At 70.4% G+C, this 22,006-nt stretch carries 17 protein-coding genes; 12 read left to right on the forward strand and 5 right to left on the reverse strand.

Annotated features, from left to right (window positions below; genetic code table 11):
- Positions 1 to 102: 102 nt before the first annotated feature.
- Positions 103 to 1,809: a 3-ketosteroid-delta-1-dehydrogenase gene (locus tag ACFXI3_RS39770; RefSeq protein ID WP_378406699.1), complete on the forward strand. Its 1,707-nt coding sequence runs from the start codon at positions 103 to 105 to the stop codon at positions 1,807 to 1,809.
- 60 nt (positions 1,810 to 1,869) lie between these two features.
- On the opposite strand, the gene ACFXI3_RS39775 is transcribed toward ACFXI3_RS39770, so the two are convergent.
- Positions 1,870 to 2,484: a TetR/AcrR family transcriptional regulator gene (locus ACFXI3_RS39775; protein WP_378406701.1), complete on the reverse strand. Its 615-nt coding sequence runs from the start codon at positions 2,482 to 2,484 to the stop codon at positions 1,870 to 1,872.
- A 212-nt stretch (positions 2,485 to 2,696) separates the two neighbouring features.
- On the opposite strand from ACFXI3_RS39775, the gene ACFXI3_RS39780 reads away from it, so the two are divergent.
- The 7 genes from ACFXI3_RS39780 (at position 2,697) to ACFXI3_RS39810 (ending at position 13,977) form a co-directional block, all read left to right on the forward strand.
- Positions 2,697 to 3,995 carry a hypothetical protein gene (locus tag ACFXI3_RS39780; RefSeq protein ID WP_378406703.1) on the forward strand — a complete coding sequence of 433 codons (1,299 nt, stop codon included), beginning with the start codon at positions 2,697 to 2,699 and terminating at the stop codon, positions 3,993 to 3,995.
- Between the two features lie 61 nt (positions 3,996 to 4,056).
- Complete coding sequence (locus ACFXI3_RS39785; protein WP_378406705.1) at positions 4,057 to 5,247, forward strand: AAA family ATPase; 1,191 nt, start codon at positions 4,057 to 4,059, stop codon at positions 5,245 to 5,247.
- Positions 5,247 to 6,449, forward strand: coding sequence for a VWA-like domain-containing protein (locus tag ACFXI3_RS39790; protein WP_378406707.1), 1,203 nt, complete (start codon positions 5,247 to 5,249; stop codon positions 6,447 to 6,449). Before ACFXI3_RS39785 ends, ACFXI3_RS39790 begins: the two co-directional genes overlap by 1 nt.
- A 138-nt stretch (positions 6,450 to 6,587) precedes the next feature.
- Positions 6,588 to 7,511 (forward strand): serine hydrolase domain-containing protein, encoded by a 924-nt coding sequence (locus tag ACFXI3_RS39795; protein WP_378406709.1) that lies wholly within the window; start codon positions 6,588 to 6,590, stop codon positions 7,509 to 7,511.
- A 184-nt stretch (positions 7,512 to 7,695) separates the two neighbouring features.
- Entirely contained in the window at positions 7,696 to 11,571 is a 3,876-nt protein-coding gene (locus ACFXI3_RS39800; protein ID WP_378406711.1) for an IucA/IucC family protein, read from the forward strand.
- Positions 11,568 to 12,776 (forward strand): MFS transporter, encoded by a 1,209-nt coding sequence (locus ACFXI3_RS39805; RefSeq protein ID WP_378406713.1) that lies wholly within the window; start codon positions 11,568 to 11,570, stop codon positions 12,774 to 12,776. The genes ACFXI3_RS39800 and ACFXI3_RS39805 overlap by 4 nt, the downstream gene beginning before the upstream one ends.
- Before the next feature lie 385 nt (positions 12,777 to 13,161).
- Positions 13,162 to 13,977 (forward strand): DUF1206 domain-containing protein, encoded by an 816-nt coding sequence (locus ACFXI3_RS39810; protein ID WP_378406715.1) that lies wholly within the window; start codon positions 13,162 to 13,164, stop codon positions 13,975 to 13,977.
- 7 nt (positions 13,978 to 13,984) lie between these two features.
- On the opposite strand, the gene ACFXI3_RS39815 is transcribed toward ACFXI3_RS39810, so the two are convergent.
- From ACFXI3_RS39815 to ACFXI3_RS39825, 3 genes are all read right to left on the reverse strand, one after another.
- Positions 13,985 to 15,079, reverse strand: a complete 1,095-nt coding sequence (locus ACFXI3_RS39815) for a glutamate--cysteine ligase (RefSeq protein WP_378406717.1) — start codon at positions 15,077 to 15,079, stop codon at positions 13,985 to 13,987.
- Positions 15,080 to 15,174: 95 nt separating this feature from the next.
- Positions 15,175 to 16,044 (reverse strand): serine hydrolase, encoded by an 870-nt coding sequence (locus ACFXI3_RS39820; protein ID WP_378406719.1) that lies wholly within the window; start codon positions 16,042 to 16,044, stop codon positions 15,175 to 15,177.
- Between the two features lie 326 nt (positions 16,045 to 16,370).
- A complete protein-coding gene (locus ACFXI3_RS39825; RefSeq protein WP_350540195.1) occupies positions 16,371 to 16,544 on the reverse strand; it encodes a hypothetical protein in 174 nt (57 codons plus the stop codon).
- 190 nt (positions 16,545 to 16,734) lie between these two features.
- Here ACFXI3_RS39825 and ACFXI3_RS39830 point away from each other — a divergent pair, with 190 nt between their 5' ends.
- Positions 16,735 to 17,517 carry a maleylpyruvate isomerase family mycothiol-dependent enzyme gene (locus tag ACFXI3_RS39830; protein WP_378406721.1) on the forward strand — a complete coding sequence of 261 codons (783 nt, stop codon included), beginning with the start codon at positions 16,735 to 16,737 and terminating at the stop codon, positions 17,515 to 17,517.
- Between the two features lie 17 nt (positions 17,518 to 17,534).
- Here ACFXI3_RS39830 and ACFXI3_RS39835 read toward each other — a convergent pair whose 3' ends face one another.
- Entirely contained in the window at positions 17,535 to 18,329 is a 795-nt protein-coding gene (locus tag ACFXI3_RS39835; RefSeq protein WP_344286425.1) for an IclR family transcriptional regulator, read from the reverse strand.
- Between the two features lie 100 nt (positions 18,330 to 18,429).
- Between ACFXI3_RS39835 and ACFXI3_RS39840 the strand changes: the two genes are divergently transcribed.
- From ACFXI3_RS39840 to ACFXI3_RS39850, 3 genes are read left to right on the forward strand one after another with little or no spacing between them, the layout of a single operon-like run.
- Complete coding sequence (locus tag ACFXI3_RS39840; protein ID WP_378406724.1) at positions 18,430 to 19,380, forward strand: DUF1177 domain-containing protein; 951 nt, start codon at positions 18,430 to 18,432, stop codon at positions 19,378 to 19,380.
- Positions 19,377 to 20,717, forward strand: a complete 1,341-nt coding sequence (locus tag ACFXI3_RS39845; protein ID WP_344286427.1) for a cytosine permease — start codon at positions 19,377 to 19,379, stop codon at positions 20,715 to 20,717. Before ACFXI3_RS39840 ends, ACFXI3_RS39845 begins: the two co-directional genes overlap by 4 nt.
- A complete protein-coding gene (locus ACFXI3_RS39850) occupies positions 20,714 to 22,003 on the forward strand; it encodes a M20/M25/M40 family metallo-hydrolase (protein WP_378406726.1) in 1,290 nt (429 codons plus the stop codon). Before ACFXI3_RS39845 ends, ACFXI3_RS39850 begins: the two co-directional genes overlap by 4 nt.
- Positions 22,004 to 22,006 lie beyond the last annotated feature (3 nt).

Below are 22,006 nucleotides of genomic sequence, written 5' to 3' on the forward strand. Positions count from 1 at the left end.
GTGACAGGCCGAAGGCCCCTCACGCCGGGCAGCCCCCAAACGTCGGCTTAAAAGCGATCCCGCACGCGACGACGAAGTCGGCGCCAAAAACACAGGAGCAACATGAAAAACAAAGTCTCCACAAAACCCCCCACCCCCACCCCAGCCAAAAACACCACAGTCGACCTCCTAATCATCGGCTCAGGAACGGGAATGGCCGCCGCCCTCTCCGCCCACGAACGAGGCCTCTCCACCCTGATCATCGAAAAAACCCCCTACATCGGCGGCTCAACAGCCCGCTCCGGCGGCGCCTTCTGGATCCCAGGAAACGCCGCCCTACCCGACACAGGCCCCCGCGCCACCGCCGACGCATCCACCTACCTAAACGCAGTAGTAGGCACCTCAGCCCCACCCGAACGAGGAACCGCCTACCTAAAACACGGCGCCGCCGCCGTAGACATGCTCCGCCGCACCACACCAATGCGATTCTTCTGGGCAAAAGGCTATTCCGACTACCACCCAGAAAAACCAGGCGGCCGCCCAGAAGGCCGAACCTGCGAATGCCGCCCCTTCAACGCTTCCGTCCTAGGCCCCGAACGCCCCCGTCTGCGCCCCGGCGTAATGGAGGCCCCGGTCCCGATGCCAGTCACCGGCGCAGACTACAAATGGATGAACCTGGTAGCACGCAAGCCACTCAAGGCCCTACCGCGGATCCTCGCACGAGCCGCACTAGGCATCGGCGGCATGCTAATCGGCCGCGACTACCTAGCAGGCGGCCAAGCCCTAGCCGCCGGAATGTTCGCCGGCGTCCTGCGCGCAGGCATTCCCGTGTGGACAGAGACCAGCCTGATCCGCCTGCTCCAAGACGACGACCGAGTCACCGGCGCCGTGCTGCGGCAAGGAGACAAAGAAGTCACCGTCCAAGCCCGCCGCGGCGTGGTCCTAGCCGCAGGCGGCTTCGACCACGACGTCGAGGCACGGCACAAATTCCAGTCACCACGGCTCGGCGAACACGCCAGCCTAGGATCGGAAGGCAACACCGGCGACGCCATCCTCGCCGGCCAAGAACTCGGCGCAGGCACCGCGCTGATGGACCAGGCCTGGTGGTTCCCGGCTTTCGCACCGGTGCCCGGCGGCGCTCCGGCGGTGATGCTGGCCGAGCGTTCGCTGCCGGGTTCGTTCATCGTCGACCAGAACGGGAAGCGGTTCATCAACGAGGCGATCGACTACATGTCGTTCGGACAGGAAATCCTGGCCCGCGAGCGGGCGGGCACGCCGGTCGAGGAGATGTGGCTGGTGTTCGACCAGCGCTACCGGGACAGCTACATCATGGCCGGGCGCTGCTTCCCGCGACAGCCGCTCCCGGAATCGTGGTACCGCGCCGGAATCGCGCACAAGTCGGAGGACCTCGGCACGCTCGCGGCCGCGATGGGAGTTCCGGCGACTGCGTTCGAGAAGACGTTCCAGCAGTTCAACGCGCAGGCCACCGCCGGAGCCGACCCCGACTTCGGCCGAGGCGACAGTGCGTACGACCGCTACTACGGCGACCCCACCATCGGCCCCAACCCGAACCTGGCCCCGCTGCGCCGCGCGCCGTACTACGCGGTCAAGGTGGTCCTGAGCGACCTCGGCACTTGCGGGGGACTGGTCGCCGACGAACACGCCCGAGTGCTGCGCGAGGACGGCGAAGTGGTCGACGGTCTCTACGCGATCGGAAACACCGCGGCGAACGCCTTCGGCACCTCGTACCCGGGCGCGGGCGCGACGATCGGGCAGGGCGTGGTGTACGGCTACATCGCCGCGATGCACGCCGCTGGCGCGTCTTCGTAACCTCCGCTGCGACCGGGCGGGACTCGTCACTCGACGACTCCCGTCCGGTCCACAAAGGACTTACTTCGCGAGCCGGGTCAACCCGCTCAACGCCAGCCGCAGCCCCCGCGAATCCCACCGCTCGATATCGCTGAAGTCATCCGACCCCCCGCTCTGCACCCACCGCGTCAGGGAATGCCGCATCGTCTGGATCACCAGCAGCGCCGGGAGCTCGCGCAGGAACGGGTCCGGGTCAAGTTCGTAATACCGCTCCAGAAACCGCGTGACCGCCTCGCTCAGTCCCTCGCACCACTCCACGAACCGCAGCCGGTACTGCGGCGTGTTGACGATCAGGGTCATGATCTGGTGGTCGTACTCGGGGACCTGCCGCCGGTTCAGCTCCGTGGTGAGCGCGGTCGTCAGCACCTCGATCGGGTCCGCGTCGTCCGGCGCGTCCTCCAGGCCCTGCACGATCACGCGCTCGCTGCGGCGCAGCAGCGGCATCAGGACGTCCTCCTTCACCGGGAAGTGCCGGTGGAACGTCCGCGGGTTGATCCCGACGATCTCGCAGATCCGCTCGACAGTGACCGACGTGTCGCCCTCGGCCACGAACAGGTCCCGCGCCGTGAGCGCGATGCTCATGCGCAGCTCCTCGGCCCGGCGTTCGGTGAGGGTCTGCCGTTTCGGTTCCGTCACCAGGACCTCCCTCCCTGTCGCGTGCCTGGACCGTAGCCGCGCGGACGCGCTTCGTGACGCCCGCTGACCACTCTGCGGAACATCCGCCGTGCCGGTCCCGGGTGTCAGAATATGACATGTCCCGGCGGGCCCCGCGCTGATCCTGCTACGCTGATCGCGATGAGTACCTACTCGAACAGATCGGGGGTTCCGTTCGCCAAAGGTGAGTGCTGATGCACCCCTTGCCCGCGAACGAGAATCTTCGCCTCCTTTTCTGGGCGCGCGTGCGCGAATTCGCCGTGCCGCCGTCGATGATCGAGTCAGCGACTGCCCGCCGCGCGGCGGGCGACTGGGCCGGGGCCTGTGCCGCGGCGCGCGTCGACGTGGATCTGCGCCTCCGCTCCCTCCGCCGCGCCCACGGCGGATGGCTGGCGGCACAGGTCCGCGCCGATCTGCGGCATCTCGCCCCTGACCTGCTTCGCTGGCATTTCCCGCGAATCGCTCCGGACGGCCTGCTCCGGCCCGGGCTCACGGTGCCCCTGGCCCGGTACCGGGTGGAAGCCGGCGAGTTCCACCTCGTCGCGCGCACGCCGCCTGCCTGGGCGGACGCCGGGCAGCGGATCAGCCTCGCGCTGTGGTCGCGGTCCGGGCGCGGTGCCGGTCTCCATCCGCATCCGCATCCCGACCGGCGCTATCGCCTCGACCTGCACCGGCATTTGTGGGACGCCAGCAGGGCAGGCGAGCTGCGCGAACGGTCGGGGCGCTGGCCGCCGGACGAGAACGCCATCCAGCTCCCGGACGGCGTGGGTCCCTGCGCCGTGGACCGGTGGATGGCCGAGGCGGCGTTGCTGCTGCGCGCGGAGGGACGCACGGGCGGCGTCGTCGCGGTACGGCTCACCTCCCGGCATCGGCTGCTGCTGGACCTCGGCGGGGGAGACCGGACCCGTGCAGCACCCGTCCTGCCCGACGCCGCGACCTGGGTCCTGCCCGACCTGGAGCTGCTCCACGCCGGGCTCCTCGACGTCGACCAGCTGCATCCGCTTGTCGCAGCGGCACTTCGGCCCGGCCATCGACCCGGCGCGGCACGGAAGCCCGCCGCGACAGGGAGTTCGCGCCTTGTCGAATGCCGCGGCGCCACGCATCGGATCGGCGTGGTGAACGGCGTGCTCGTCCCGCTGGACCACGACCCCGAGGAGATCCGTCGCGAGGAACTCCTGGGCGCGCTGGGCGGCACGGAACTGCCGTGCCTGCGGGCGATCGACGAGGCGCACCGGTCTCCGGAGAACCTCGTGGACGTTCGCGCCCGGCTGGACCACGGCGACGCCGCCGGAGCCCTCGCGACCGTCGAAGGACTGCTCGGCCCGGACGTACTCCTGCGCAGCGGCGCATTGCGCGACGAACTGGAAACGGCAGCAGAACGCCAAGTCGTCCACGGCCTCTACCGTGCCGGACTGGCCGGATACGGACCGCCGCGCCAGTCCGGCCGGGACGTGAGCCACTGCGGCCACCCCCGCCACGCGACTTCTCTCTGATTCTCTCGGCCGGACCGCGGCCCTGATTCGACCCCAAAGGTGATGAAACCTGTTTACTGCCATGGAAAACCGACGTCCCCTGGACATCGCCGCCGATCTCCTTTCCCTGCTCGACGACACGAGCACCGAACCTCGCCCGGACAGCCAGCTGGAAGCACTGACGCTGGCCGTGTCCGCCGATCTGCCGGTGCTGCTGTGGGGCGAGCCGGGCATCGGCAAGACCGCCGCGCTCAATCAGCTCGCCGAGGCGCTCGAACTGCCGCTGACCACGGTGATCGCCAGCGTGCACGAGCCGTCCGACTTCTCCGGCCTGCCGGTGGTCGGCGACGATCCCGCCGAGCAGGGCGTGCCGATGGCCCCGCCGGACTGGGCCGTGCGCCTGGTCCGGGCCGGGCGCGGACTGCTGTTCCTGGACGAGCTTTCCACCGCGCCGCCCGCCGTCCAGGCCGCGCTGTTGCGCGTCGTGCTCGAACGGCGGGTCGGCGCGCTGCGGCTTCCGCCCGGGGTGCGGATCGTGGCCGCCGCCAACCCGCGTTCCTCCGCCGCCGACGGCTGGGAACTGAGCCCGCCGCTGGCCAACCGGTTCGTGCACCTGCAATGGACCTACGACCACGACGTGGTGGTGCGCGGACTCGGCGGAACCTGGCCCCAGGCGGCGCTGCCCCGGCTGGACCCGCGGCAGCTGCCCGAGGCCGTGACGTTCGCCCGCCGCGCGGTCTGCGGACTGCTGACCACCCGGCCCGGGCTCGTGCATCAACTGCCGAAGAGCGAAGCCCGGCGCGGCGGTCCTTGGCCCTCGCCGCGCAGCTGGGAAATGACCCTGCGGCTGGTCGCTTTCGCCACCGCGGCGGGCGCTTCCCGGGAAGTGCTGTCCATGCTGGTGCGCGGCACGGTCGGCGACGGCCCGGGTCTGGAGCTGCTGGCCAGCCTGGACCGGATGGATCTGCCCGACCCCGAAACTTTGCTCGCGGACCCGGAAGCGGCGGGGCTGCCCGAACGCGGCGACCTGCGCCAGACCGTGCTCGACGGGGTCGTGGAGGCGGTGCGGAAACGGCCGGAACAGGCACGCTGGGACGCGGCGTGGGCGTTGCTGGTGCTGGCTTTGGAAACCGGCGCGCCGGACCTGGTCGTCGTGCCCGCGGCGACACTCGCCTCGCTGCGCCGCGAAGACTGGCAGGTGCCGGCGGCGGTCGAACGGCTGTCCGGGGCAGTGGCCTTGTCGCGGCGGGCAGACCGGGCAGGTGAGGCCTGATGGACGAGGAGAAGCTCTACGCCGCAAGGCTTCACGCCATCCGGCACCGGCCGTATCTGGCGACGGCGCTGTTCGCCTTGCACGTGGTGGAGTCGCGGCGGGTGCCGACGATGGCTGTCGACCGCCACTGGCGCTGCTACGTTTCGCCGAGGTTCGTGGACCGCACGCCGTTGGAGGAACTGGCCGGAGTCTGGGTGCACGAGGTCTCCCATCTGCTGCGCGACCACCACGGCCGCGGCGACCGGTTCGCCGCGAAACACGAGCTGACCGGGCCGGCGGAGCGATTGCGGATGAACATCGCGGCAGACTGCGAAATCAACGACGACGTCTTCGGCGACGGCTTGGACCGGCCTGAGGGCGCCGTCGATCCGCAACTGCTGAGGCTGCGCGAAGGCGAGCTGATGGAGGAATACCTGGCCCAGTTCCGGCTCGGGCCCTACACCGCCGAATTCGCGTGGCTCGACTGCGGCAGCGGCGCCGACGGCCTGGCACGGGAATGGGATCTGGGCCCCGACGGCGCACACGGGCTCAGCGAGCAGGCACGGGACGCCGTCCGGTTCCGGGTCGCGCAAGGCATCAACGGCAACCCGGGCGACGTTCCGGCGGGGTGGAAACGCTGGGCGCGGGAAGCGTTCCACCCGCCGCAGCCGTGGCGGGAACTGCTGGGCGCGGCGCTGCGGTCCGCGATCTCCGGCGCGGGCGACGACTACACCTACGGCCGTCCTTCGCGCCGGTCGGCCAGCCTGCCCGGCGTCGTCCTGCCGAGCCTGCGCCGCCGTCCGCCGCAGGTCAGCGTCATCGTCGACACCTCCGGCTCGGTAAGCGACACCGAGCTGGGCAGCGCGCTCCTCGAAATCGCCGCGATCGTCCGCGCCGTCGGCGGCCGGCGAGATCTCGTCTCGGTGCTGTCGTGCGACGCCGCGGCGTACGTCACGCAACAGGTGTGCAGCGCCGAAGGAATCCCATTGCTGGGCGGCGGCGGTACGGATTTGCGCACGGGCTTCGCCGCCGCACTGCGCGGAAGCCCTCGCCCGGACGCGATCGTGGCCCTGACCGACGGCCAAACCCCTTGGCCCGATTCGAGACCGCCCTGCCGGACGGTGGTGGGCCTGTTCCCCCGGGGCGGCCCGTCACGGGAACACTCGCCGGACTACCGGCCGGACACGCCGCCTGATTGGGCCCGGGTGGTCACGGTGGGGTGAGCTACCTTCGGAGGATGCCTTTCACCGGCCTGGATGCCTGGTTGAGTGCCCGAGCCGCCGCCGACCAGTTTTCCGGGGTCGTGCTGATCCGTCGCGGAGAGCAGGTGATGTTATGGGCGGGCGAGCCGTCGATGGGCCGTGCCGAACCGGCTCGACCTCCGGTTCGACACAGCGTCCATCACCAAGCTCTTCACGGCGGTGGCCGCTTTGCAGCTGGTGGACCAAGGCCGGCTGGATCTGGACACGCCGATCACCGGGGTCGCCGACCTGACCGGAACGACGATTTCGCCGCGCGTGACCGTGCGCCAACTGCTCACGCACACCTCCGGGATCGCTGACGACGCCGACGAGGAAGCGGGCGAGAGCTACGAGGCGTTGTGGGTCGACAAGCCGGTTTACTCGGTGACGCGGACGCGGGACCTCTTGCCGAATTTCGCCCGCAAGCCGCCGAATTTCGCGCCAGGGGAGGGCTGCCGGTACTGCAACGCCGGGTACGTCCTCGTCGGCCTTGCGATCGAGGAAATCACCGGAGCTGCCTACCGGGACCACATCCGGAGCGCGGTTTTCGCGCGGGCGGGCATGACCGCGTCGGACTTCTACGACCGTCGGGAAGCGGCGCCGGACGTCGCCGAAGGCTGGGATCCGGTCACCGATTCCGAAGACCGGATCACGGGCTGGAAGCAGAACATCTTCAGCTGTCCGCCGATCGGCTCGCCCGACGGCGGCGCGCATTCCACGGCGGCCGATCTGGTGCGGTTCCTGCGCGCCGTCCGCGGCGGCGAGCTCCTGTCGGCCGAGCGGACCGAGCAGTTCCTCGCCCCGCAGGTGCTGCACCACCGCGCCGAGGACGGCGATGTGTGGTACGGCTTCGGGCTGGAATTCACGTTGGGGCGCAACGGTTCTGTGCGGAATTACTACAAGGACGGCGGCAACGCCGGCGTCGGCGGGATCGCGCGGCATTACCCTGCCGAAGACCTGGACGTGGCGGTGCTGTCCAACGCCGAGCGCGGAACCCTGGCCGTCACCCGCGAGATCGACCGGCGGATCGGCCGCATTCGGTGATGCCGGATTAATTGGTGCGGCAAAGTATGAGACAGTGCTCCAGTTGAGTTCTCAACCTGCGACGGAATGGCCGCGAATGAGTGCGCGAATGTCCGAGTTTATTGGGCCGTGATAGGTGTGTTCATCTGTTGTTAACCTGTACGTTCCTGTCTGGTTAACCGTGGCAGCGCCACCATAGTGCACCATGCCATCCCCCGCCCAGGCTAGTGAAAATGCTTTCATTGCTCCGTCGGGAGACATTCTTTCTCCCGAGGAACGCGCCGTCCTCGTCCGCCTCGAAGAATCCGGAAACGTCGCGCCGCCGGGCATTGCCGAAACCTATGTCCAATGCCTTCCGGAGGCGCGGGAGACAACTGTTTCCCGGCTGCTCTCCGCATTGGTGCGCGAGGGTTTGCTGAAAATAGGGCTGGCCCGCGAACGCGGCCTGCGCCTGGTGCTGAGCCAGGCGACGAAGACCGGCAGGCTGGTCCTCGCCGGTCCGGTGTCCCTCGGCGGCCGCGAGGTCGCCGACCCGTTGCGAATCCTGGACTTCCTTCTGAAAGAGCAGCTGTGCTCCGGTGATTGCGACGCTTGGGATCGGCTGCGCGCCGAACTCGCCGACAGTGTCACCGGCCATGCGCTGTCGCTGGCCGGCGCGAGAGTCTTCGCGGCCGGGCTGTGCGATCGGGATGATTCCGACAAGGAGCGCGGAACCCGGCCGTTCACGGCGCTTGTCGACGCGCTCCGCGAGTCGGGCGAATCCGGGTCGCTGCTGGTTTCGTTCGAGCGAATGGTCACCGAAGGGCATCCGTTGCATCCGGTCGCGAAAATGAAAGTCGGAATGTCGGCGGCGGACGCCGTGCGGTATTCCCCGGAATTCGGCGCGGAGTTCGGCCTGCCGCTGGTTTCGGTTTCCCGCGCCGCCGCCACCGGAGCGAATGACCTCGATGCTTCGCAAGCTCTGCTGAGCGAAGCCTTTCCGCGAACTGTCGCCGCGGCGGCGGTCGAGATGCGCGCGGCCGGGCTGATTCCGGAGCAGCGCGTGCTGATTCCGGTTCATCCGCACCAGCGTTTCCACGCCCTGCCCGCGCTGCACGCCGACGCGCTCGCCGACGGCACGGTGGTGCCGCTGCGGACCCGGATCCCGGCGAGGCCGCTGATCTCGGTCCGGACCCTGTCCGCGCGCGAGACCGCGGCCAGCGCCGGGCTGCACGTCAAAACCGCGCTGGAAGTGCAGCTCACCAGTGCCGTCCGCGGGGTCTCGCCCGCCGCGGTGCACAACGGCCCGCGCCTGTCCGCGCTGCTCGAGCACATCGTCGCCGGAGATCTGGACCTGTCGCTCGCCACGCCGGACGGGCGGCCCCGGTTCGCGGTGCTGCGAGAGCTGGCCAGCGTCGCGTACGTGCCGCCGGACGGGCCCGATCCCGCGGCCGCCCAGGCGCGGCGTCGTTCGCTGGCCGCCGTTCTGCGTGAAGACAGCGAAAGCCTGCTCGGCCCGGGCGAACTGTCGATGCCGATCGCGTCGCTGTTCGCGAAATCGCCGTTGACCGGAGCGAGCCTGCTGCACGACCTGATCGCCGAGACCGCGGCGGTCACCGGTGCTCCGCTTGGCGAGGTAGGACAGCAGTGGCTGGCCGCGCATGTCGAATGCTGCGTCCCGCCGGTGCTGACGCTCCTCGTCCGCTACGGCATCGCGCTCGAACCCCATCCGCAGAACACCGTTCTCGTGCTGAAAGACCGGTGGCCGCACCGCGTTCTGGCCAGGGATCTGGGCGCCGCGCGGCTGCTGGAATCCCGGCTGGCCCGGCGGGCGATGACCGGCGAGTTCCTTCCCGGTTCGCCCCTGCTCGCCGGGGACGCCGCGGCGCTGCGCGCCAAGCTGTACTACCCGCTTTTCGGCCATCACCTCGGAGAAGTCGTCGCCGGGATCGCGAACGCGACCGGGTGCTCGGAGGACCTCCTGTGGCCGGTCGTGGGGGAGTGCGTGCGGCGCACGTTCCACCGGCTCGCCATGTCCGCCTGCTGCCCCGAAGAGGCCGAGGACGCCCGAGCGGACGCCGAGGCGCTGCTGAGCGGGCCGTGGCAGCACAAAGCCCTGCTGACGATGCGCTTGAAGAACCTCGTCACCGACCAGCAGTACGTCGAAGGGCCGAATCCGCTCGCCGCACCGGCCGCGGAGCCGGAACCGCCGGACCTCAACGAGGCGGAGCGGGAGATGCTGGCCTGCCTGCGGGAGCGCAGGCCGGAACTCGTGCGGCCCTGGCTGGACGAGCTCGCCGGGGCCAGGCTGAGCACCCTCAACGGAGCCTGCGGCGCGCTGCTGCGCGAGCGGAGATCGTTGTCCGCCAAGCGGATCACCGAGCTTGTGCTGCCCTTCGCCGGAACGCCGCCGGTGTCGCCGAGCGTTCTCGCGCTGCTGGGGCCGCGCACCGGCCGGCTGATCTGCGTGACCCTGGCGTCGGGGCGACGGCTGGCCGCGGTGTGCGAGCTGGAGAACGGGTTCGGGGCCAACGAAGTGGTGAGCCCCGTCGTGCTGAGCGACGGCGTCGAAGTCCGCGCGCTCGACCGTCCCGAACAGCTCGTCGACGCCGTCGCCTCGTCCGGCGAAGAGATGGATTGGGGCGCGCTCCGCGACGACCTCGTCGACTCCGCGCGCAATCTCGCCCTGTCCCGCGCCTGCGTCCGGCGCGGCCTGCCCATCCACCGGCTGACCGAGCAGCGCGCCGCGTCCGACCTCACTCTCGACCTGGACGCTGCCGCCGCGGAAGGGCATACGATCCACCTCTGCCCGAGGGTTCGCCGGGGCTTCACGCCAGCGGACTCTCTCGCGTACTGCCCGGAAAGCGCGGACACGGTAAGCCTTTCCTTCGTCGCGGTGCGCAAGGATTCCGTGCTCTCGACACCTGATCCGTCGGGTGCGTCGGTGGGAACGATCGTGGCCGATCACTTTCCGGCGATAGCCGCGCGCGCCATCGACGGGCTCGCCGCCCGCGGGCACGCTCCCGCCGAGTACGAGCTGATCCCCGTGCATCCGTGGCAGCTGCGGAGCCGGCTGGCCGCCGAATACCACGAGGAACTGGCGGCGGGCAGCATCGTCCCGCTCCCCGAAGCGCAACTGGCTTGCCGCCCGACCGTCTCGATCCGCACCCTCGTCACCGCCGCCGCGGGCAGGCACGGACGACGGCTGACGGTCAAAACGTCGCTCGACGTCCAGCTCACCTCGCGGCGGCGCACCATCTCGCCCGCCACCACCGATAACGGTCCGCGGATGAGCTGCCTCCTGCAACGCCTTCTGGCCGATGACCCCGCCACGCGCGGCAGAGTCATCTGCGTACCGGAGCTGGCCGGCATCGCTTTCTCCCCACCGGCGGGCGACGCCGCACCCGAGCGAGAACGCGGCCTTTCCGCGCTGCTCCGGGCGGATCCCGCCGATTACGCGATGCCGGGCGAGATCGTCCTGTCCGCCTGCGCTCTGCGCGGAGCCTCGCATTCGGACGGAACCGTTCTGGCGGAACTGGTCCAAGACCGTCCGCACGAGTTCTTCGCCCGGTACGTGGAACTGATGCTGGCCGCGGGGCTGCCGCTGCTGTGGCGGTACGGCATCGGCCTGGAAGCCCATCTGCAGAACACGCTGCTGGTGGTTCGCGACGGACTCCCGGTGCGGGTCCTCGTCCGCGACTTCGGCGGGATCCGCGTCAATCCCGGCCGGATGCGCGAGGCGGGCCTCGATTTCACGCCGCACCCCGGTTCGATCACCTTCACCGACGACATCGACCACGTCCGCAGAAAGGTGTCGTACGCGCTGCTGCAGGCCAACATCGCGCAGGTGGTGACGATGTTCGCGGCGGATTGGGACCTGCCCGGCGAACAGCTATGGGCGACGGTGCGCACGACGATGACCGACCTGCTGGCCGGGCTGCCGGAGAACCTGCTCGCAAGGGCGGCCGCGGACGTGGCGTTCCTCCGGACGTCCCATCTCCCGCAGAAAGCGTTCGGGCTCATGCGATTGCTGGCCGCCGACCACGACATCTACCTGCCACAGGCCAATCCTCTGCACGGCGCGGGCGACCCTGTGCGATGACCGCCGGACGGCTGCCGCTGCGCCTGTTCCTGGCCGGGACGCTGTCCTCCCGGATCGGCGACACCGCGGATCTGGTCGCCCTCAACTGGTACGTGGTCGAGCAGACCGGTTCGGCCACCGCGCTGGCGACGGTGAACGTGGTGCGGCTCGCGCCCATCCTGCTGTTCACCGCGCCGGCCGGGTGGCTCGCCGACCGCTACGACCAACGCCGGCTTCTCGCGGGCCTGCGCGTGGCGCTCTTCGCCTCGACCCTGTGCCTGGCCTGGGTCGTCACCGCTGGCGGCCCGCTGTGGCTCGTGTGCGCGATGGTGTTCGCACGAGCCTCAGCGGGCAGTGCCGAACCCGTGCTGAGACAGACGCTCCTGCCGTTGCTGCGCGGCGAGCGACCGCTCACCGCCGTGATCGCGATGCACTCGGCCTGTCTCAACGCGGCGATGATCCTCGGCCCCGCGGCCGGCGCGCTAGTCCTCGCGGTCAGCTCAGTCCCGACCGCGTTCTGGTTCAACGCTTTCTGCACGCTAGTCGCCCTGTGCTGCCTGACTGTCCTGCCCGATTCCGCTCCGGCACCCTCCGCCCCGGACCAGCCCGCGGACTCGGTCTGGCACCTGCTCCGGCAAAACCCGGCGATGCGCCGTCAGATCGCCCTGGCGATGGGACCGATGCTGTTCGCTTTCCCTTACACCGCAATGATGCCGCTCCTGTCGAAAGACCTCTTCGACGGCGACGGAAGCACCGCGGCCCTGCTGCTGACCTGCGGCGCGGCGGGCGCGTTGGCCGCGTCGACCACGATGTCCCGCCGCCCGCCGGCCAACCCCGCGCGACTGGCCGCGATCGGCGCCGTGCTCCTCGGCTTCGCCCTGCTGGTCCTCCTCGTGCCAAGCGGCCTCACCGGAAAACCGGCAGCGGTAGGCGCCGGCGCGACGATGGTCGTGGTCGGCCTGGTCGGACAGTGCTACCGCACGGCCAACCGGGCAGCCCTGCAAGCGACCGCCCCCGGCAATCTCCTCGGCCGGATCATGGGCATCGCGAGCACAGACCGCGCGATGATCCCGGTCGGCACGGCGATGCTGGGCCCGATCGCGGAACTCGCGGGCACCCGGACGATGCTGGCCTTCATGGGGCTCGGGTGCGTGGTGACGACGTTGCTGACGATCAGGATCTACCGGAGCCCTCCGCATCCGGAACCCGACCTGGCACCGGGCTGACTCGGGGCGGTCGCTTCTTGACGCGCGCTGGCGGGCGGGCCGGGGTTGCGCAAATGGGCCCCAGGTGGTGCGTTGGCGGGCATCGCCGCACAACCGCTGTCTTCGAGTACCGGCCGGGAGCCCGATTTCGCCGACGTCCCCGAGTTCGCCGGATCCTGTCCGGCGAACTCGGACCGCGACCCCGCTCGCACGGCCCAGGTCGTGGACAGGCGCACCCTAAATGCGAGGACGCGCCGCGGAACGGACTGACCGAACCACCCCACCCCGTCGCGGCCCGAAACTGATCACTGACCGTACGCGACCGGACCGTCCTCTGTGGATCTTCCGCCCGCGGATTGCGCCATCTGACCCAACAACACTGCCCCGGAACGGGTACTCCCACCGCATGAACCGGATCACTCGCGCGGTCGCCCGGGGCGAAAAGACCGACGCCGCCCAGCTGCTCGGCCGGGCGGGGATGGCCTGTTACGCGCTCGTGCACCTCATCCTCGCTTACCTCGCCGTGCGAGTCGCGTTCGGAAGCGGCGAACAGACCGACCAGAAGGGCGCCCTGCGGGAAGTCGGCTCGACGATGTTCGGCCAGGTTCTCCTGTGGGTGCTCGCGTCGGGGCTGGCCGCGTTCGGGCTGTGGCAGTTCCTGATGGCCGCGACCGGCTACGCCTGGACCAGCGGCGGGAAGCGGACCCGCAAGCGGTGGGGCGCGGCCGGACGGGGGATCGTCGTGCTCGCCCTCGGCGGCACCGCCTTCCGGCTCGCCGCGGGCGAGGGCGGCGGCGGGTCGAGCGATCAGACCCAGCAGGAGTTCACCGCGAAGCTGCTCCAGCTGCCCGCCGGCCCGGCGCTGGTGGTGGCCGCCGCGGTGGCGGTGCTCGGCGTCGCCGTCGCCGCCGGGGTCAAAGGCGGGAAGCAGAGTTTCCTCGAAGACCTCGACCCCGCCGGGCTGCCCGGCAAGACGCGTCGCTGGGTCGGCTGGCTGGGCACCACCGGGTATCTGGCGAAGGCTGTCGTTTTCGCGGTGACCGCGTTCCTGCTGGGCTACGCGGGTTTCCGCGCCGACGCGAAACAGGCCGGCGGACTGGACGCCAGCCTCAAGACCCTTGCCGCCCAGCCGTTCGGCACGGTGTTGCTGACGGTGGTGGCGCTGGGCCTGGCGGCGTTCGGCGGCTATTGCCTGGCCGCGGCTTGGGCACACCGGCGTTGACGGGGGATCAGCCGGGGCCCGCGAGCAGGTCGACGACGTCTTCACCGCGTTCCCGCTTCGCGAAGCACCGCCGCTGCCGATCCGCGCCGCTGCCCTCGGCGCACAGCCGCGGCACGGCCTCCCGGGCGAACTCCAGGTCTCCAGCCGATTCCAACGCCGTCGCGGTCAGCTCGACCAGATCCGCGAGCACCGTCCTCGCCGGAGCCAAATCGCCGCTGTGCGGATGCGGGCACCTGCCGAGGATCCCGTCCCGCGAGGCCCGCCAGAGCTGGGCGCGCAGCACCTCGTTCGGCAAATCCGGAGGGGGAGCGTCGTCCGCCAACGCGGTGGCGGCCAAACCTCGGGCCAGGACGCCGAGCAGGACCGCCTCCCGCGGGGTCGCGGCGACGTCGGCCATACGGAACTCGATGGTCGGCTGCTTCTCCGAAAGCCGGACGTCCCAGTAGACCATCCCGCGGTCGAGGATCGCGCCCGAGCGCAGCCACGCGTCGACGACGCTCTCGTACTCGTCGAGCGACGCGAACCGCGGCGGCGGACCGGCCGAGGGCCAGCGGCTCCATTGCTGGTAGCGCCAGCTGCGATATCCGGTGTCGAAGCCGTCGGAGATGGCCGAATTCGCAGTCACGGTCAGCAGCGCCGGCAGCCACGGCCGGACCCGCCCGAGCACCTGGATGCCGGTCTCCCTGTCCGGGACGGCGACGTGCACGTGACAGCCGCAGGTCCGCGAAGTCCGCGCGGTGGCCCCGAAATGCTCGGCGATCCGCTCGTAGCGCGGACTCGGCGTGACCCCGGGCAAACCCGCCTCCGGCACCGGCGGCGAGCCCGCGGGAAGCAACCGGCACCGCTGCCGGCGCGCGGCCGCGGCCAGGTCCTCGCGCAATTCGCGCAGCCGCTGCAGCGCTTCGTCCCGGGTCCGGCAGACGTCCGTGGCGATCTCGGCCTGCGGCCGGATCAGCTCGTGCTGCAGTTCCCCTTTGCCGCAGCCCGTTTCCGCGGCGTCGTCGACCACGTCGTCCGCCTTGGCCAGCCTGCCGTCCCGGTCGACGACGAAGAACTCCTCTTCGATGCCGAAGGTCAGCACGTCGCCGGTCTGGTCGCTCACCGAGGTTCTCCTGGGGTCGGGGCATCGGAGTACCCCGGCCGGCGCCCGCGCAAACAGCGCTTTCCCGGGGAGCGCCAAGTCCACAAAGGACCAACTCAGGCGAGTTTGCCGCCGCCGGCAAGCGAACTCTTCAACGCACCGGTCGCCGCGGTGAGCGCCTTGGTCGCGGCAGCGACGTCCACGCTGTCGTCCCAGGTGCTCATGACCGCGACCGCGAACGTCCGCGACTCGGTCCGGACCAGGCCGGTCGTGTTGAGCACCCGTCGCCCGTCGGACGTGCCCCACCCTTGTTTGACCGCCCATTTCGCGCCCGGGAACGCTCGCGGAATCCCGAAGTGCTGGTCGAACCCGTCGGCGGCGTTGCGCGGCGCGCTCTCCAGCGCCTCGGTGAGGAATTCCCGTTCGTCGTCGGGCCGTCCCGAAGTGATGTGCCGGTACACCGCGACGACGTCGTCAGCCGACATCTGAGTGGAACCCCATTGGCCGGGATCGGCGGGCGGCGAGGTGTGCGCGAGCCCCAGCTTTCCGGCCTGCCGCCGGACAATCTCCGGTCCGCCGAGCTGCTGCCACAGCCGGCTGGCGGCGCGGTCGTCGCTGGCCGAGAGCATCGAACGGACGGCCGCGGCGTCGCTGTCGGAAGGAACTCCGGAACGGTCGATCAGCTCGAGCGCGATCAGCAGTTTCACCACGGACGCGGTCGGCTGCGGCTGGTCGCCTTTCCAGCTCACCTCCACGGCGCACGCGTCGAGATCGACGATCTCGATCTCGAGCCGAGGATCGTTCCCGTTGCTCAGCAACGCTTTCCTGGCTTCGGCGACGGCGCCCGGATGCTTGCCCGCCGCCGCGGCCGGAACCGTCTTGCACGCGGCCTGCCAGTCCGTGCCGCCGGAACCGCACGCCACCGCGATCGCGGCGACCAGACCTCCCACGACAGCGACTGCGGCGACCCCCACGAGCATCTTCATCGATGCGAACTCCTTCGGCAACGGTCCGCTTCTGCGGGAAGCGGGAGCGATCCGAAGGTATTGAGACCGGGGAATGCGCAGAATCGTCCGAAGAGTCCGTCCATTCCGGCCGGTCGGCGGGCAACCCGGTCCGGGCATCGGCCATCTGGCCGACCCGCACCACGCTGAGCTGCGACGACTCGACAGCCGTCCTCGACGCTTCGATGGCGGGCAGTAGCCCGCACAAGCCGGCGACGGCGAAAGCCGGAGGACGTTCAGGCAATTCCGCTTGCCCGATCATGCCTTTCCGGCGGCCGTTTCGCCGTCGTCGGTTTCCAGGGATCGGTTCAGTCGGTTTCGGGCTGCTGCCAGGACCGCCCGGCCCGCTGGGCGGCCAGCCGGATCTCGTCGCCGGTCTCCTGCCAGTTCTGGTCCGCCGGGTCGTGGTCGCCGATCCACGTGCGCCGCCGCGTCGCCAGGGAGCCGCCCGCGGGCGGCGGTTCTTCTGTCATCTGAGCCATGATTCCTCCGTCTCCGGGCGAAAACCACCTCGGACCACCCCTATCGAGCCCCGCGAAACGGCCCGGACGACCACCGGGGAAGGCGATCGAAAGATTTGTTCCGGAGGGGTGTCGATCCCCGCTACGGTCGTTCGACGCGTAGTCGAAGGCCCCGCGAAGGGGCGACTGCCGAGACCCCAAGGACACTCCGATGACTGAACTGAACGCGGACCTCGCCCGTCGAGCGATCGTCGACCACACCCGGCTCCTGGCGGAATCGGCCCTCGCGGCCGGGCCGGACGCCGCCGTCCCGACAGCTCCGAAGTGGACCGTCGCCGACCTGGTCGCGCACGTGGGCCAGACCCAGCACTGGGTCGCGGAGATCATCGAGCGGCGCGTCACCGACCCCGCCCAGTTGCCCACCGAAATGGCCACCCCGCCTGCCGATCCGCGCGAATGGCCGGCCTGGCTGTCGGAATCCGCGCAACGGGTCGCCGGCGCATGCTCGGACGACGCGTTCGACGCGCCAGTGTTCAACGCCTCGGGCGACGCACGGTCCGGGACGCAGTTCTGGATGACCAGCATGCTCAACGAGGCGGTCATCCACGGCTTCGACGCGGCCAACGCGGCGAACCACCCGCTCACCGTCGATCCCGGCGTCGCGGCCGCGCTCATCACCAACCACCTGACGATGCTCACCTCGCCGACCTGGGAAATGCAGCGGTCCGAGTCCGCGCACGCCATCCGGGGCACCGGGCAGACCCTGCAGTGGCTGGCCACCGACACCTCGGACGCCTGGTCCGTCGAACGACGGCCGGACGGCGCGACGTGGCAGCCCGGCACCCGCGAGGCCGACGTGACCGTGACCGGCCCGGCGCAATCGCTGCTTTTCCTCCTGACCCGGCGGCTCCCGCTCGCCGACTGCGGAACCGTCGACGGCGACACGGCCCTCGCCCAGCACTGGCTCGACAACACCGCCCACGCCAGCGACTGAGCCTCGGCCAACGGCATTCACCGGCGCGGAACCGGCCGGGAGAGCCGCAGCTCGATCAGGTCCGCCCCGCGCCGCAACAGGTCCACCCACTGCTCGGGATCGTGGTCGAAGCGGGCGGAGGACCAGCCGACCGACAGGCTGCCGTACGGTTCGCCACGCAGGAACACCGGCACCGCGAGCGTCGCCACGCCGGTGTCGTACTCGCCGGTGGTGAACGCCCAGCCCCGGTCGGCGACCTCGGCCAGCTGCTCGCGCAGGACGGCGAGGTCGGTGACAGTGTCCGGCGTGAAGCGCGCCATCGGCCGGTCGGCAAACAGCCGGTCGCGCTCCTCTTCGGGCAGGAACGCGAAGTACGCCTTGCTGGTCGCGCCCGCGTGCGCCGGATACAGCTCGCCGACCAGCGAATAGCCGCGCAGCCGCCCGTCGGTGCCTTCCGCGGCCAGCACGCACCGGGTGTGCGCGCCGTCGGGCAGGGACAGCAGGGCGGCGTGCCCGGTCTGGGCGGCGAGGTCGGAGAGGACCGGGACCACCAGCAGGTCCAGCGCGCCGGCCCGGTCCCACAACCGGCCGAGGTGCAGGGCGGCGGGCCCGATCCGGTACCGGCGGGTGCTGTCGTCTCGGACGAGGAAACCGCGATGCGCCAGCACCGCCAGGAGCCGCTGCGCGATCGACGTGTGCAGCCCGAACTCGCGCGCCACCGCGGTGACTCCCCATTCCGGGCGGGCGCGGTCGAACGCGAGCAGCACCTGCAGCGCGCGGTCCGCGGTCTGCGGCAGGCCGGGCGGGGTGGCGCGGTCGTCGTGGTCCGGCATCCGGCCATTGTGCGAATAACGGGAAATATTTGTAAAGCCGGTGTGCGCGGGCTGAGTCTGGTCGGACCCCCCCGGCGGCCTGACCTTTCAGAGGAACCACATGCTCAAACACGTCCTGGAACTGCTCGAAATCCTCGACGACCCGGCGGTGACCGGGAAAGAGGTCGTCGCCTACCTCGACGCCGTCGCCGGCGGCGCGGGCAGCGGCGCGGAAATCACCACGGTGACCGGCGACGCCGGACGGACCGACTTCGTCCGGGTGCGGGTGCCCGGCAGCCGGGGCCGCACCGCGGGCGGCCACGCGCCCACTCTCGGCGTGGTCGGCCGCCTCGGCGGAGTCGGTGCCCGGCCGGAGGTGACCGGCTTCGTGTCCGACGGGGACGGCGCCGCCGCCGCGCTGGCCGCCGCCGCCAAGCTGCTGTCCATGCGGGCTCGCGGGGACGTGCTGGCCGGCGACGTGCTGATCGGCACGCACATCTGCCCGGACGCGCCGACGCTGCCGCACGACCCGGTGCCGTTCATGAACTCGCCGGTCGACATCGCCACGATGAACAGCTACGAGCTCTCCGCCGAGATGGCCGCCGTGCTGTCGATCGACACCACCAAGGGCAACCGGGTGATCAACCACCGCGGGCTCGCGCTGTCGCCGACCGTGCGCAGCGGCTACATCCTGCGGGTTTCCGAGGGCCTCGGCGAACTGCTGGAGACGGTGACCGGCGCGCCGCTGGTGACCTACCCGATCACCACGCAGGACATCACGCCCTACGGCAACGGCGTCTACCACCTGAACTCGATCCTCCAGCCCGCGACCGCGACGGACGCACCGGTGGTCGGACTGGCGATCACGTCGGCCGCGACGGTGGCCGGCTGCGCCACCGGGGCGAGCCACGAAACGGACATCGCCGCCGCCGCGCGCTACGCGGTCGAGGTCGCGAAGCAGTTCGGCGCGGGCACCCTGCATTTCCACGACGAGACGGAATTCGCCAACCTGCAGACCCGCTACGGCTCGATGGCGCACCTGCAAACCCTGGGCACGGAGGTGGCCGGATGAGCACCGCGACGAAACCCGCGAAGCACGCCAAAAAGCGGATCGGCAACGACGACTACTCCCTGCGCCGCGTCCCCGAGAACGCCCGCTACGGGTTCGGGTCGATGCTGCTGCAGTGGCTCGCCCAGTCCGGGTCGCTGTCCCAGTTCGTGCTCGGCGCGACGCTCGGCGTCGGGATGCGGTTCTCCGACGCGTTCTGGGCGTTCACCCTCGGCGCGGTGATCCTGGAGGTGGTGATCTTCCTGATCGGCCTCGCCGGGCAGCGCGAGGGCCTCACGATGACCATGCTGACCCGGTTCACCGGGTTCGGCCGCAACGGGTCCGCGCTGGTGAGCCTGGTGATCGCGATCAGCCTGGTGGGCTGGTTCGGCGTGCAGAACGGGATCTTCGGCAAGAGCATGAACGCGCTGGTCGGCGGGCCGGTGTGGCTGTGGTGCGCGGTGTCCGGCGTGGTGCTGACGCTGCTGGTGATCTACGGCTTCAAGTACATGATGTGGCTGGCGAAGATCGCGGTGCCGCTGTTCTTCGGGCTCGTGGCGTGGAGCGTGATCTCCACGTTGTCGGAGCACTCGGTGGGCGCGCTGATGTCGGCCGCGCCGACCGCGACCGCGATTTCCATCCCGGCCGCGGCGACGATCATCGCCGGCGGCTACATGACCGGCGCCGTGGTCGCCCCGGACATGACCCGGTTCAACCGCAAGGGCTGGCACGTCCTGCTGCAGAGTTCGGCGTCGATCGTCCTGTCGGAGTACATCGTCGGCATGACCGGCGTGCTGCTCGGACACCTGGTCGGGAGTTCCGATGTCACCCACATCGTGCTGTCCACCTCGGGCTTCGTCGGCCTGATCGTGGTGGTGCTGGCGACCGCGAAGATCAACGACTGGAACCTGTACGGCTCTTCGCTGGGCGTGGTGAACTTCGTGCGGACCGTGTTCGGCCGTCCGCTGCACCGCGGCGTCGTCACGCTGGTGATCGGGATCGCCGGGACGGTGCTGTCCGCGGTCGGCTTCCTGCAGCACTTCACCGCGTTCCTGTCGCTGCTGGGCGTCGCGATCCCGCCGGTGGGCGGGATCATCGTGGCCGAGTACTTCCTGGTGCGGCGGCTTTCCACGCCGCTGCGGGAAACCCGGGCGGCCGGGCGGGTGCCCGCCACGATGCCGGTCTGGGTGCCCGCGACGCTCGCGGTGTGGGCGGCGGCGTTCTGCGTCGGCAAGTTCGTGCACTGGGGCATTCCCGCGCTGAACTCGCTGCTCACCGCCGCGATCCTGTACACGGTGCTGGGCTGGGCCGGGCTGATCCGTCCGGTGGGCTCGGCGGAACTCGAGGAGGTGCCCGCGTGACCAGCGCACAGGACGAGGTGGTCGACCTCTGCCGCGACCTGATCCGGATCGACACCTCCAACCCGGGTGCGACCGAACGGCCCGCGGCGGAGTACGTCGCGGAGAAACTCGCCGAGGCCGGGCTGGAACCGACTCTCGTGGAAAGCGCGCCCGGCCGGGCCAGCGTGTTCGCCCGACTGTCCGGAGTGGACTCTTCGCGGCCCGCGCTGCTCCTGCACGGGCACCTGGACGTGGTGCCCGCGGACGCCGACGAGTGGAGCGTCCCGCCGTTCTCCGGGGAGATCGCCGACGGCCTGCTGTGGGGCCGCGGCGCGATCGACATGAAGGACTTCGACGCGGCGATCCTCGCGCTGGCGCGGCAATTCGGCCGCACCGGCGAGAAACCGCCGCGCGACATCGTGTTCGGCTTCCTCGCCGACGAGGAGGGCGGCGGGAAGTTCGGTTCGCACTGGTTGGTCGAGAACCGCCCGGACCTGTTCGAGGGCGTGGGCGAGGCGATCACCGAGGGCGGCGGCGTGTCGTTCGACCTCGGCAACGGCAGCCGGCTGTATCCGATCGAGTGCGCGCAGCGCGGGCAGGCGTGGCTGCGTCTGGTCGCCACCGGCCGCGCCGGCCACGGCTCCTCGCCGAACGACGAGAACGCGGTCACCGACCTGGCCGAATCGCTCGCCCGGATCGGACGGCACCGCTTCCCGATCCGGCTGATCGAACCGGTGCGGGCGCTGCTGGAACGGGCGGGCGAATTGCTCGGCGTCCCCTTCGATCCGTCCGATGTGGACGGAAGCCTGGCGCGGATGGGCCGGGTGGGGGAGCTGGTGAACGTGATCCTGCGCAATTCGGCGAACCCCACCATGATCTCCGGCGGGTACCAGGTCAACGTCATCCCCGGCCGGGCCACCGCCGCGGTCGACGGCCGGTTCCTGCCCGGGTACGAGCAGGAACTGCTGGACACCATCGACGAGCTGCTGCTTCCGTCGGTGCGCCGCGAGTTCATCCATCGGGACATCGCGATGGAGAGCGGTTTCGACGGTCCGCTGGTGGACGCGATGTGCGCGGCCATCACCGCGGAGGATCCCGACGGCCATCCCGCCCCGTACTGCAACGCCGGCGGCACCGACAACAAGGCGCTGTCCGCGCTCGGCATCCGCGGCTTCGGGTTCAAAGCGCTGCGCGTCCCGCCGGAACTGCCCTACAACCGGCTGTTCCACGGCGTCGACGAACGGGTGCCGCTGGAGTCGTTGCGGTTCTCCGTCCGGGTCCTGGACCGGCTGCTGCGGACTTGCTGAACA

The organism is Amycolatopsis sp. NPDC059235 (assembly GCF_042754125.1).
Classification (GTDB): domain Bacteria; phylum Actinomycetota; class Actinomycetes; order Mycobacteriales; family Pseudonocardiaceae; genus Amycolatopsis; species Amycolatopsis albidoflava.